This is a genomic window from Nitrosomonas sp. Nm84 (assembly GCF_003201565.1).
In the GTDB taxonomy this organism is placed as follows: Bacteria; Pseudomonadota; Gammaproteobacteria; order Burkholderiales; family Nitrosomonadaceae; genus Nitrosomonas.
In genome coordinates, this window is sequence record NZ_QJJP01000043.1 from 1 (window position 1) to 12,556 (window position 12,556).

General features: G+C 41.6%; 13 protein-coding genes and 1 tRNA gene. 1 reads left to right on the forward strand and 13 read right to left on the reverse strand.

Annotation, left to right across the window (positions count from 1 at the left end):
• The first annotated feature begins 850 nt into the window (after positions 1 to 850).
• Positions 851 to 1,000: an ATP-binding protein gene (locus C8R34_RS17455; RefSeq protein ID WP_375342133.1), complete on the forward strand. Its 150-nt coding sequence runs from the start codon at positions 851 to 853 to the stop codon at positions 998 to 1,000.
• Here C8R34_RS17455 and C8R34_RS15175 read toward each other — a convergent pair.
• From C8R34_RS15175 to C8R34_RS15235, 13 genes are all read right to left on the reverse strand, one after another.
• Positions 991 to 1,905 carry a peptidoglycan DD-metalloendopeptidase family protein gene (locus tag C8R34_RS15175; RefSeq protein WP_258364534.1) on the reverse strand — a complete coding sequence of 305 codons (915 nt, stop codon included), beginning with the start codon at positions 1,903 to 1,905 and terminating at the stop codon, positions 991 to 993. The two genes, C8R34_RS17455 and C8R34_RS15175, sit on opposite strands and share 10 nt — an antisense overlap.
• A 205-nt stretch (positions 1,906 to 2,110) precedes the next feature.
• Complete coding sequence (locus C8R34_RS15180; RefSeq protein ID WP_110342010.1) at positions 2,111 to 2,773, reverse strand: protein-L-isoaspartate(D-aspartate) O-methyltransferase; 663 nt, start codon at positions 2,771 to 2,773, stop codon at positions 2,111 to 2,113.
• 46 nt (positions 2,774 to 2,819) lie between these two features.
• Positions 2,820 to 3,563: a 5'/3'-nucleotidase SurE gene (surE, locus tag C8R34_RS15185; protein ID WP_110342012.1), complete on the reverse strand. Its 744-nt coding sequence runs from the start codon at positions 3,561 to 3,563 to the stop codon at positions 2,820 to 2,822.
• A gap of 97 nt (positions 3,564 to 3,660) precedes the next feature.
• Positions 3,661 to 3,737: transfer RNA gene (locus tag C8R34_RS15190), tRNA-Pro, on the reverse strand.
• Positions 3,738 to 3,799: 62 nt separating this feature from the next.
• Positions 3,800 to 4,180 carry a MerR family transcriptional regulator gene (locus C8R34_RS15195; RefSeq protein WP_110342014.1) on the reverse strand — a complete coding sequence of 127 codons (381 nt, stop codon included), beginning with the start codon at positions 4,178 to 4,180 and terminating at the stop codon, positions 3,800 to 3,802.
• Positions 4,158 to 4,466 (reverse strand): integration host factor subunit alpha, encoded by a 309-nt coding sequence (locus C8R34_RS15200; RefSeq protein ID WP_110342016.1) that lies wholly within the window; start codon positions 4,464 to 4,466, stop codon positions 4,158 to 4,160. Before C8R34_RS15200 ends, C8R34_RS15195 begins: the two co-directional genes overlap by 23 nt.
• Positions 4,467 to 4,632: 166 nt before the next feature.
• Positions 4,633 to 6,999, reverse strand: coding sequence for a phenylalanine--tRNA ligase subunit beta (gene pheT, locus C8R34_RS15205; protein ID WP_110342018.1), 2,367 nt, complete (start codon positions 6,997 to 6,999; stop codon positions 4,633 to 4,635).
• A 44-nt stretch (positions 7,000 to 7,043) separates the two neighbouring features.
• The gene (pheS, locus tag C8R34_RS15210; protein WP_110342020.1) at positions 7,044 to 8,063 is read right to left on the reverse strand and encodes a phenylalanine--tRNA ligase subunit alpha; all 1,020 of its coding nucleotides are present in this window, start codon (positions 8,061 to 8,063) and stop codon (positions 7,044 to 7,046) included.
• Between the two features lie 113 nt (positions 8,064 to 8,176).
• The gene (gene rplT / locus C8R34_RS15215) at positions 8,177 to 8,536 is read right to left on the reverse strand and encodes a 50S ribosomal protein L20 (protein WP_110342022.1); all 360 of its coding nucleotides are present in this window, start codon (positions 8,534 to 8,536) and stop codon (positions 8,177 to 8,179) included.
• Between the two features lie 12 nt (positions 8,537 to 8,548).
• Positions 8,549 to 8,746: a 50S ribosomal protein L35 gene (gene rpmI, locus C8R34_RS15220; protein WP_110342024.1), complete on the reverse strand. Its 198-nt coding sequence runs from the start codon at positions 8,744 to 8,746 to the stop codon at positions 8,549 to 8,551.
• Between the two features lie 113 nt (positions 8,747 to 8,859).
• Positions 8,860 to 9,417: a translation initiation factor IF-3 gene (gene infC, locus C8R34_RS15225; protein WP_110342026.1), complete on the reverse strand. Its 558-nt coding sequence runs from the start codon at positions 9,415 to 9,417 to the stop codon at positions 8,860 to 8,862.
• Positions 9,418 to 9,553: 136 nt separating this feature from the next.
• Positions 9,554 to 11,461, reverse strand: a complete 1,908-nt coding sequence (gene thrS, locus C8R34_RS15230) for a threonine--tRNA ligase (RefSeq protein WP_110342028.1) — start codon at positions 11,459 to 11,461, stop codon at positions 9,554 to 9,556.
• A 77-nt stretch (positions 11,462 to 11,538) separates the two neighbouring features.
• Positions 11,539 to 12,291, reverse strand: a complete 753-nt coding sequence (locus tag C8R34_RS15235) for a hypothetical protein (RefSeq protein ID WP_110342030.1) — start codon at positions 12,289 to 12,291, stop codon at positions 11,539 to 11,541.
• Between the last annotated feature and the right edge of the window lie 265 nt (positions 12,292 to 12,556).

Below are 12,556 nucleotides of genomic sequence, written 5' to 3' on the forward strand. Positions count from 1 at the left end.
CTCCGACTAAATGTCGGATATTTAACAATCCTGGGTGGAAACTTTTCAACGCCGATTTACCCAAAATCCCGGTAAGTTTTGCACGCCGATTGACACAATTATTGTAACAAACTCGGTTTAAAACGAGATTCACCTGAATTTTCGGATTGTTTGTCCCGACTGAATCGACAAAATGGCCTTTCGGAACAATGCCTAAGGGATTTCCGTTATGGCATTCCTTATAATTATGGAAAATGCATGAGCCAAAGACTTCGTTGAATTTATCACTGATTAAGAGAGCTAATTCATGATTGCGATTCTTATGGAGGTAAGCTCTAGCAGCAAATCTTGAAAGGGAAAATCCAAGGCTTTCTCATCACCATATCTACAATCTTGTTATGACCGCCCCGCCAAAACACTCTACAGTGCGTTATTTTTGCTCGACCTATACCTTTTTTTAACTGCTCCGAATAATGATTCCCAGGTCACTTTTATTGATCCTTTTTTGATCATGCGAGAAGCCATATCAGCGGCTTTTTGTTTCTTGCGCAATTTTCTTCGAGGTTTGCCATCAGCGCGGGGTGGTAGCGGCTTATGCTTATAAGCCACGGGCATACAGCGAGAGGATTGTCATCAAAGCCACCTAGCGAGTTTGATGCTTGGGAATGATTTGTAGCTCGAAACGGTGTTAATCAACATGCACGGTTTCCGTGCGTTAATTCACATACTTACGTGCATTATCTTACCAGAAAATATGCTATTACTCATTTCAATCAAATGGTTACACTTATTGAGCAAGCTCTAATTAAATGCAGAGCGCTCTAGTTCAGTATTTGCAACAAGCCAAGAAAAGTTGGATCTGATGATCGCCATGACCCGATTGGACAAGTATCGTGTGCTGATTATCAGTGATATCGGTTATGTCAAAAAAACTGCCTCAGAAACGCAATCTTTGTTTAAATTTATTGCACACCGATATGAAAGTGGGAGTCTAGTCTGCAGTAGTTGTTATCACGACTGATTAGGCAGGTATTCCATCGGATCGACTGGTTTGCCATGTTTCCGTATCTCAAAATGCAGTTGTATTGTATCTGTATCAGTATTGCCCATTTCTGCAATTTTTTGACCTTTTGTCACAGCTTCTCCTTCTTTCACCAATATCTTACTATTATGCGCATAAGCACTTAGGAAAGTATTATTGTGTTTGATGATGATCAAGTTCCCATAACCACGCAACCCATGACCACTATAAACTACTTCACCGGCAGCAGATGCCAGAACCGGCTGCCCGGCTTGACCGGAGATCTTCACACCTTTGGAATTTTTTGAAAAGGATGATAGTAACTTACCCGTTGTCGGCCATATCCATTCAGTATCAGACTGATTAACCGCTTTATCAGCAGATTTTTGTAGTTCTGGCTGAGGGGCCACTTCAATCCTGTTATTTTTCGCTACTTCCACTGGCCGAGAAGATAAAGGCACCTGTGCCGCAGACGCTGCATTTACTGGGTTTCTTAGCTGCGCCGCATTCTGTTCTGAGAATGGCAATTTAAGTGCCTTAGGGTTTGTTTTCAGGTTTGCTTTCACATGACTGCTGACACGATTCTCACTTTCTTCAGGAACCGTCAAAAACGGCTGTTCGTTTGGCTCTATCGTTGTTTCTATAGGTTGCTGAGGCAAAGCAAATAAAACAGGCCGCGCATCATCTGCTGACGCAGACAAGCTCAGTTTCTGCCCTGGTCTAATGGATTTGGGATCGACAATGTTATTCCATTCTGCTAATTTCTTGAAATCAACGCCATGATTCAACGCAATGCTGTATAGCGTGTCCCCTTTCTGTACGATATAAAACTGATTATCCAGATTATTTGCTCCGGTTGCTTTACTCGCTAATCCAGATGAATCAGTTTTTGCACGATCGACCACGGGTACCGGAGGCTGCGTTGTGCTACAGCCAATCAATATACAACAGGTTACCAGTAGCAACAAATAACACTTCAAAGATAGTGATTGCGACTGATTTGAATGACTCCTAAAAGGAAAAATTGCCTTGATAGTGCATTTACCGACATCAATATCTATTTTTATTAGCTCAGTTGGATTGTTTATCATTTTAATATTCCCTGTATCGTTATTTTTTTACGACACCAGATAATAGGGGTACAAAATTTACTTCTTCCAATATGGTTTCAGTATAGCCTTGGGAATTTCGTTCAATAATACATAAATTCTGTTTCTGAGTTCCTTTGGGAAACACCATTCTACCCCCCACGACTAATTGTTCCAGCAACAAAATAGGAACATGCGTCGTTACGGCTGTCATGATAATACCATCAAATGGCGCAGCTTCCGCTAGTCCGCGCAGGCCGTCAGCATGTCTCATATGCACATTTCTAATCTGTAATTCCTGCAATCGAATTCGAGTACGCGTTAACAATGGCCCAACACGTTCGATTGAATAAACCTTCTGCGCAATTTGTGCCAATATAGCTGTCTGATAGCCGCAGCCGGTCCCAATTTCCAGCACTTTGCCTAAATCAGAATTAGCACGCAACAGTTCACTCATGCGCGCGACAATCCAAGGACTGGATATAGTTTGCCCGTAATTGATAGGCAAAGAAACATCTTCATAAGCGCGACTTGCTAGGGCCTCTTCAACAAAAATATGACGAGGAACAGCACTCATTACAGACAAAATCACTTCATCAGCAATACCCAATGTGCGTAAACGCTCAATCATTCGCATCCGTGTACGCTGCGAAGTCATACCAATTCCAGAATGACGAACACTCACCAATTAGTATCCATAAAATTTTATATTACTGAAACACAACAAGCACCTAATTATTAAGCCACTTTGTTATAAGGTCCAATTGATCGTATCGAGTCAAGTCAATCTGTAATGGAGTTACCGAAACCCGATTATGCTGTGCAGCATAAAAATCTGTACCTTTACCTGCATCCTGTGCCGCACCCGCTGCACCAACCCAATATAGACTCTCACCACGCGGACTTTGCGATTTAATGACTGGTTCTGCTTTATGGCGCCGGCCCAATCGGGTAACTTCAATCCCTTCTAGTTGCTGATATGCAATATCCGGCACATTGATATTTAATAAAACTGGGTCATGAATTTCATTTTCTCGGAACCGCTTGACCATATCAACTGCAACACGGGCTGCTGTCACGAAATTTCCCCTGGATGCATCGACTAAAGAAACAGCTAACGAAGGAATTCCCAGTAAGAAGCCTTCTGTAGCCGCAGCCACCGTACCCGAATAAATCGTGTCATCGCCCATATTAGCGCCACTATTCACGCCAGAAATTATCATATCCGGCATAACATCCAGCATACCGGTAACAGCAAGATGCACACAATCCGTGGGGGTTCCATTGACATAATAGAAACCATTATGGGATTTATGTAAGCTTAGTGGACGATCTAATGTGAGTGAATTGCTGGATCCACTGCGATCCCTTTCTGGGGCAACTACAATGATTTCAGCAACTTCAGAAAGTAATTCAGCAAGGCATGCAAGACCAGGTGCAAAATATCCATCATCATTACTAAGTAATATGCGCATTTCTATAAGGCCATGATAATCAATGAATAGTCAAACAAATACTTTCTGCACAGTAACTCAGTATCAACTCTATTTAAATTGAGCGTTGCCTACCCAATGGTCGGGGCGAGAGGATTTGAACCTCCGACCACTTGCACCCCATGCAAGTACGCTACCAGGCTGCGCTACGCCCCGAACAGGAAATTATAACAAATTAAACGCTCTAACTTCTAAACTAACGCTGAAAAACATATCCTTTAGGAAAGAAGTAGTGACATCACACTTTTAATCTCACGTCGAATGTGGTGTAAATCTGCGATAGAAGGAGATATATTAATATCGGTTGGTTTTATATGCGTTGATTTATCTTCACTATGATCGAGTCGGTTACGTGCCCCACTAATCGTAAACCCATGATCATAAAGCAGTTCTCTAATACGTCGAATCAACAATACTTCTTGGTGCTGATAATAACGTCGGTTACCGCGACGTTTAACAGGTTTTAATTGTGTAAACTCCTGCTCCCAGTAGCGTAATACATGCGGCTTAACACCACAAAGAGTGCCTACCTCGCCAATTGTAAAATAACGTTTTGCTGGGATTGGAAGTGATACATTACTTGGTTTTTTGTTTTCCATGATAATTCTTTTCAACCAAGGTTTTTAGTTTCTGGCTGGCATGAAATGTAACCACGCGGCGTGCGGTAATAGGAATCTCTTCTCCTGTTTTAGGATTTCTACCAGGACGCTGAGGTTTTTCTCGTAATTGAAAGTTACCAAATCCTGAGAGTTTAACACCTTCGTTATTTTGCAAAGCGTTACGTACTTCCTCATAAAAAGACTCAACCATGTCCTTTGCTTCACGTTTATTAAGCCCTACATTCTCAAATAATAAATCTGCTAATTCAGCTTTCGTTAACGCCATACTTCACTCCATTTAGTCATCAATTTTTGTAACTTTTAATTCACTTATAGCTAAATTCATTAAACAGTAGCACTTTGAATAAAAACTGATTAATCATTCATCTTATATACTAGGCTTGCGAAGAATAAATCTGATTCATACGACTAATACAATTCTTCAATGATCATCAGTTACGTAATATTGCACAAAATTTATTTTCCAAAACTTTTATCAAGTTTGTTACTGCAGAATCAGCTTCTTCATCGGTCAATGTTTTCTCAGTATCTTGTAACAACACACGGAATGCAAGACTTTTTTTGGTGTTTTCCACACCCTTGCCGCGATAAATATCAAACAATGAAATATCCGCTACAATTGTTGATTTTTCTGCGCACATACTGGCTAACAATGAGTGCACCGTGACATCATTGTCAACGATTATCGCAATATCGCGCCGCACCGGCGGGAATTTAGAAATTTCCTTAGCAACGGGTAATGATTTAGGTATCAGACTCTCTGAACTCACTTCAAATAATATTGCATTCTTTTGCAAACCATATTTCTTCTGCCAGCGCGGATGCAACTCTCCCAACCATCCAACTGGCTGGTCTTCAATACAGATTTGTGCGGATTTTCCTGGATGCAGCGCCGGATGAGAAAATTTCTTGAACTGAACGTTTTGATTTCTATACAGAACTTCTATATCTGCTTTGACATCATAGAAATCAACGTTTCTGGCCGGCATATCCCACTGCTCAAACGCCATATCTCCATAACAGAGCCCAGCAAGTTTCTCTATCTGCTCACAGTCACTTGCATCACTCCTGACAAAACAACACCCCATTTCAAATAAACGCACCCTAGTTTGCTTACGATTTAAATTAAATTGCAAGTTGGATATCAAGCCACCAATCAATGTACTGCGCATCACGCTCATCTGGCTCGCAATCGGATTCTTTAATGCAATCGCCTTGCCATTATCCACAAAATCAAGTTCCCATTCTGCATCTACAAACGCATAATTAATCACTTCCTGATAATCACGGACAATGAGTAACTGCTTTATCTCTGCCGTGGAATGCTTGGTTTCCGATATCGGCAGCATCGCCATATCAGCGCGCGGGAAATGGATAGGTATGTGATCATATCCATAAATACGTGCCAGCTCTTCTATAAAGTCTTCTTCAATCACTAAATCAAAACGATAACTCGGCGGTACGACATTAAGAATATTCTCTTTCATCGAGAACTCAAATCCCAGGCGTTTAAAGTAGTCACTGATTTGTTGTTTGGTCATATCAATGCCCAATACTCGCTTTACTCGATCAACCCGTACATTTACAGAAGATCTTTGCGGCAATGCATGTTTCACCTCGGTCACAGGCCCTGCTTTACCGCCACAGATAGTTTGTATCAGGTAAGTAGCACGTTCCAACGCATTTCTGGTCGCAGCAAAGTCTACACCACGCTCAAAGCGATAAGCAGAATCGGAACTGAATCCAAGATGAAATGATTTGCCGCTGATCACATTCGGACTAAAAAATGCACTTTCTAAAAAAATATCTGTTGTACCGCACGTTACACCGCTGTCCAGTCCACCCATGATACCGGCTAGTGCGAGCGGTCTATGTGCATCGGCGATCAACAATATGTCCGGATTTAGGTTTATTTGACTATCGTTCAACAATTGTATCTTTTCATGTGGCTGTGCGTAGCGAACCTGAATGCCCCCCGTGATCTTGGCCACATCAAAAGCATGCATGGGCTGCCCCGTTTCCAGCAGTACATAGTTAGTGATATCAACAATTGGATTGATAGATCGTATTTCGCTACGCTCCAACCGCTGCGTTATCCATAGTGGCGTTAATACATCGAGATTGACGCCACGCATTATTCGGCCACAATACAGAGGACAGGCTGCAGGAGCCATCACGTTCACATCCAGTGTATCTTCAATTTCTCCGGGAACTGGATCTATCGCCAGCAAGGTTAACTCGGCAGCTGTGACAGCAGCTACCTCACGCGCCACACCCGACACACCAAGACAGTCAGCGCGATTGGGCGTCAGACTCAGCGTAAAAATATTATCGTCAAGCCCGTAGTAACTACGAAAATCTGCGCCTACCGCGGCATCCTCAGGAAGCAATAATAAGCCGTCCGCCGCATCAGTAATACCCAATTCCTTAGCAGAGCACAACATACCGGCAGAATCAATGCCGCGCAGCTTCGTTTTTTTGATCGTAAAACCCGGTAATGTTGCTCCAATCAGTGCACAAGGTATTTTTACACCAGCGCTGACATTAGGTGCACCACAGACAATCTGCAGCAAGTCTGTTTCGGCTTTTCCTGTCTTGACACTGCAGACTTTCAGCCGATCTGCGGTAGGATGTTTCTCGACCGAAAGAACCTCAGCCACAACCACTTTATCAAAGATTGCCGCTACCGGCTGGATACTTTCAACTTCAATCCCCGCCATGGTTAGCGCATGTGCCAGTTCATTACTTGAGCAAGGTGGATTAACAAAGGTACGTAGCCAGTTTTCAGAAAATTTCATGTGAATCTACTATGAATTACAACAGATAAGTAAGTTAACCAGAGTTAATTAAATTGTTTAAGAAAACGCAAATCATTTTCAAAAAATAACCTTAAATCATTGACGCCGTATCGAAGCATGGCCAAGCGTTCCACGCCCATACCAAAAGCAAATCCAATATATCGTTCACTATCAATTGCAACATGCTTTAAAACATTAGGATGAACCATTCCACAGCCCAGCACTTCTAGCCAACCGGTATGACTACAAACACGACACCCCTTTCCGTCACACATCACGCAACCAATATCCATCTCAGCGGAAGGTTCAGTAAATGGAAAAAAGGATGGTCGGAATCTTACAGGCAAATCGGCACGCTCAAAGAAACGCGCCATGAAATCCGCCAAAACACCTTTTAATGCAGCAAAATTGGCATTCTCATCAATCCATAGCCCTTCAACCTGATGAAACATTGGCGTATGCGTCACATCAGAATCGCAACGATAGACACGTCCGGGTGCAATTACTTTGATCGGGGGCTCATTATTTTGCATATAATGAATCTGGACTGGCGATGTGTGTGTACGCAGCAAATTCCCATTATCAATATAGAACGTATCATGCATTGCGCGCGCAGGATGATTCTCTGGAATATTCAGCGCAGTAAAATTATAAAAATCAGTTTCCACTTCAGGACCTGAAGCCACATTAAAACCTATTGAATGAAATAATGTTTCAATACGCTGTAAAGTTCGTGTTACTGGATGTAAACCACTCACTTTCAATCCTCTGCCAGGTAAAGTGACATCCAATGCTTCCTCAGTCAATTTAGCTTCTAACTCTTTTGCTTGTAACATATTTCGCCGAGTCTTAAGCGTTGCCTCTAATTGATCTTTTGCTTGGTTTATCCGACTACCCATAGCAGGACGCTCTTCAGCCGAAAGCTTTCCCAATCCTTTGAGTAATTCTGTCAGCACACCGCCTTTACCAAGATAGCGCGCTTTGACATTTTCTAACTCAATAGGATCTTCAACACCCTCCAGCAAGTCGGTTGCTTCACTAATTATTTCTTCCAGGTTTTTCATGTAAACTCAATAGCTAGCGTTAACGAGCAGAATTACGATCATTACATTTAACAAGAAAAAGGGAGGCTCAGGCTTTATACCCCGACCTCCCGATATTTTTTCATTACAGCTAATTATGTAGCCAGACTGGCTTTTGCTTGCTCCGCAATACTCTCAAAAGCTTTCTTATCAAATACAGCTAAATCAGCCAATACCTTTCTATCTACTTCGATACTTGCCTTTTTAAGACCATTCATAAATACGCTATACGACAAACCACATTCGCGAGCAGCTGCATTGATACGTGCAATCCATAAGGCTCGAAATTGTCTTTTACGTTGGCGGCGATCTCTATAGGCATATTGACCAGCCTTCATAACAGCTTGCTTAGCGATACGATAGACGTTCTTACGACGTCCACGGTATCCTTTAGCCAGATCTAATATCTTCTTGTGCCGCGCATGAGCGGTTACACCACGTTTAACTCTTGGCATGATCGTTCTCCTTTATGCGTACGGCATCATAGCGCGCACTGAGGTTACATTCGTGGAATGAACACTAACCACACCTCGTAATTGACGCTTATTTTTGGTTGTCTTTTTTGTCAAGATATGACGCTTAAAAGCTTGTGAGCGTTTAATACTTCCGTTTGCTCGGAACTTGAAGCGTTTCGCCGCACCGCTCTTGGTTTTCATTTTTGGCATAAATACTCCCTATTTAACATGAAACTAGGTGTTTTCATTATTGAAAAACTTCTCCAACCTAGTGATCACTTATTATTTCACCACATTTACAACAGAAATTACTAAGACAAAAACTACGATACTACGATCGAAGTTTCCGTCTTTACTTTAGGTTCTTTTTTCTTGGGCGACAACACCATAACCATTTGCCGACCTTCCATTTTAGGAAACTGTTCCACCACAGCAAATGACTCTAAGTCATCTTTCACACGCTCCAATAAACGCATACCAAACTCCTGATGCGCCATTTCTCGCCCTCTAAAACGTAACGTCACTTTAACTTTATCTCCTTCATTAAGGAAATTAGTTAAATTTCTCAACTTTATATTGTAATCGCCTTCATCCGTATTCGGTCTAAATTTAATTTCTTTAATCTGAACTTGTTTCTGTTTCAGCTTCGCATCATGTTTTTTCTTGCTTTCCTGATAGCGAAACTTACCATAATCCATCAAGCGACAAACAGGAGGCTGCGCTGTCGGCGCGATCTCAACCAAATCAACTCCTGCTTCATCTGCTAATGCATTTGCATCAGCAAGCGCAACGATACCTACTTGCTCCCCATTCACACCAATCAAGCGTACTTCTGGCACGTCTATCTCTTGGTTGACGCGTGCTGTTTTTTCCTGAGCTATGGTAAATCCCCTAAGTTTAGTTTAATAAAGCACCCCACTCAGCAGCGAGGTATTAAAAGCACTCTTCAAGCTGCTGATTCTCTATCAACCTCCCTTCACAAGAAGCAGAGAGTTGAACCCTGAAGAAACAGAAAATTTATACTTTCGAGGAAAGTTCTTCTTTAAGATGCTCTATGAAGGCCTGTAATGTCATTTGACCGAGATCCTCGCCTGCACGATTACGAACAGCAACTTTATTTGTTCGCACTTCTTCATCTCCAACAATAGCCTGATAAGGAAGTTTCTGTAAACTATGCTCGCGGATTTTATAGGTTATTTTTTCATTTCTCAAGTCTAACCCAACTCTAATTCCATGATACTTCAGTTGAGTAGCTACTTCTTGAGCATAATCAGCCTGTCCCCGAGAAATATTTAATACAACAACTTGCTCAGGTGACAACCATAACGGAAACGCGCCTGCATAGTTTTCTATCAGTATGCCAATAAATCTCTCCAAAGACCCCAAAATAGCTCTATGTAGCATCACTGGTACTTGGCGCGAATTATCTTCTGCCACATATTCCGCACCTAAACGGTCTGGCATAGAAAAGTCCAATTGCAATGTACCGCATTGCCATACACGCCCAATACAATCCTTCAAAGAAAATTCAATTTTGGGACCATAAAATGCACCCTCGCCAGGCTGCAACTCCCATTCAAGCTTAGCCTCGTTTACAGCAGCCTCAAGTGCCGCTTCCGATTTATCCCACTGCGCTTCTGATCCCACGCGCTTTTGTGGACGCGTTGAAAGCTTAACCAAAAGCTCTTTAAAACCAAAATCAGCATAAACAGATTTTAGCAAATCAATGAATCTTACAACTTCACCCTGTATTTGATCTTCTGTACAGAAGATATGCGCATCATCTTGTGTAAATGCACGCACCCGCATAATACCATGTAGTGCGCCTGATGCTTCATTCCGATGGCATGAGCCAAATTCAGCCAATCTTATCGGTAGCTCCCGGTAGCTTCGCAAACCTTGATTAAATATTTGAACATGACCCGGGCAGTTCATTGGTTTTATGGCAAAATCCCGTTCATCCGAATTCGTGGTAAACATATTTTCACGAAAATTTTCCCAATGCCCAGAGCGTACCCATAAATTTTTATCTAGTATTTGCGGTGTTCGTATTTCCTGATAGCCATTTTGATTCAATATACTTCTCATATATTGTTCAATTTGCTGCCATAGTGTCCACCCTTTCGGATGCCAAAATACCATACCCGGCGCTTCATCTTGCACATGAAACAGATCAAGCTGTTTTCCAAGTCTCCGATGGTCTCGCTTTTCCGCCTCTTCTAAACGATGTAAATAGTCTTTCTGGTCATCCTTATTTGTCCAGGCTGTCCCATAAATACGCTGCAGCATTTCATTATTGGAATCACCTCGCCAATAAGCTCCTGCCACTTTCATAAGTTTAAAAACTTTTATCTTTGAAGTCGTAGGAACGTGCGGCCCTCGACAGAGATCCGTAAAATTACCTTGAGAATAAAGCGACAAATCCTCATCACCTGGTATGGATTCAATAATCTGTGCTTTGTAGTGCTCTCCTTGCTGTTTAAAGAAATCAATCGCATCAGAACGCTCCAATACTTTTCGTTCTATCTTTAAATCTCGTTTGCTGATTTCAAGCATACGTTTCTCAATAGCAATCAAATCTTCAGGAGTAAATGCACGCTTATAAGAAAAATCATAATAAAACCCATCATCAATTACGGGTCCAATGGTAACTTGCGCATCGGGAAATAACTCCTTGACCGCGTGAGCAAGTAAGTGAGCGCAAGAATGTCGAATAATTTCTAATCCTTCAGGATCTTTCTCCGTAACAATGGCAAGCTCACAATTCCCGTCAATTCGGCTGTAAGCATCAACCAACTTACCATTCATCTTCCCCGCTATCGCTGCACGAGCTAAACCGGATCCAATTGCTGAAGCCACATCCATAACGCTTACAGACTGATCAAAAATGCGCTCAGAACCATCTGGCAAACGAACAACAGTCACAAATATTCCTTCCGTCTCACAGTTATTTAACAAAACAACGTCTTATCTATTACTTCGTAATTCGTAAAAACCTTTCTTCAATGAGCAATTGTTTTATACCAGTTATTCATTTTTTGCAAACCATTTAGAAATTTTGGCGCAAAACCAATAGCCACTGCATCAACCAAACAGTACCAAGCAGCCACACCACTAGGTGGATTTCCTTGCGTCCAATTAAAAACCGGTTCAATGGATGCCCATTTCCATGTACCGGCCGCCGTGCCAATAATTTCCAACCATGTACAAATAAAGAAAGCGCCAAGATAAACCATCGGTGATCGCCCCTTAAAAATACAAACTACAAATATACAAAACAAAAATGCACCTACTTGATCTCCTTGTTCAGGTATTCCACTGATACCCCACAGCGACCATAAGCCGCCAACCGCTATCACAAAGAAAGCCAATTTTTTTGCATTCATTAAGAAAAATCTTGAGCGTGCAAGTTTAACAGCTGTCAGATAAACCATTCCATGCCCTGGAGGTACATAATACGGTACATTTCCAAATCGATAGGTGTATCCTTCCATATAAATGGATGCAAAATGTTCTCCTGCAGTAGCAAATGCTACCGCAATAATAACTTGCATTCTTATTTCTTTATTCTCACCAATTAATAATCCGATTAGAAAAATCCAAGCGATAGCACCCAATAGGTTTTGGACTTGAATACTCGCACTTCCATCAATTACCAAGCTTACCGCTACACAAAAGAATGTAAAGCCAGCAATAAAATAATCCCGATTTCTATGTGGATAAGCTACATCAGGTTTTGGAAAATGGTCGAACATAATGCAAAAAAACCCTACATTGTAATAAAAAACCCGCCATCAGCGGGTTATTCAGTTTTTTTCTGAGTTACGAGAAGTAAGCTGAAGGGATATTCTTTTCTGTGGCAGAAGAAACCATCAATGCATAGAAAACGATTATTGAAACACAGTATAAAAAAACATAATTCAGTACAGATTCTATCGAAAAAGATTTTTCTCTTTTATGATGCTCTTGCTACATGGTGAATTCTGGAAATAACTTGCATCTCCAGAATTCACCTATTAA

Excerpts from the sequence above, each read along its gene's own strand:
- pheT (WP_110342018.1), bottom strand. The coding sequence starts at position 6,999 with ATGAAATTTTCTGAAAACTGGCTACGTACCTTTGTTAATCCACCTTGC.
- C8R34_RS15195 (WP_110342014.1), bottom strand. The coding sequence starts at position 4,180 with ATGGAAAACAAAAAACCAAGTAATGTATCACTTCCAATCCCAGCAAAA.
- C8R34_RS17455 (WP_375342133.1), top strand. The coding sequence starts at position 851 with ATGACCCGATTGGACAAGTATCGTGTGCTGATTATCAGTGATATCGGT.
- rplT (WP_110342022.1), bottom strand. The coding sequence starts at position 8,536 with ATGCCAAGAGTTAAACGTGGTGTAACCGCTCATGCGCGGCACAAGAAG.
- rpmI (WP_110342024.1), bottom strand. The coding sequence starts at position 8,746 with ATGCCAAAAATGAAAACCAAGAGCGGTGCGGCGAAACGCTTCAAGTTC.
- pheS (WP_110342020.1), bottom strand. The coding sequence starts at position 8,063 with ATGAAAAACCTGGAAGAAATAATTAGTGAAGCAACCGACTTGCTGGAG.
- C8R34_RS15200 (WP_110342016.1), bottom strand. The coding sequence starts at position 4,466 with ATGGCGTTAACGAAAGCTGAATTAGCAGATTTATTATTTGAGAATGTA.
- C8R34_RS15235 (WP_110342030.1), bottom strand. The coding sequence starts at position 12,291 with ATGTTCGACCATTTTCCAAAACCTGATGTAGCTTATCCACATAGAAAT.
- surE (WP_110342012.1), bottom strand. The coding sequence starts at position 3,563 with ATGCGCATATTACTTAGTAATGATGATGGATATTTTGCACCTGGTCTT.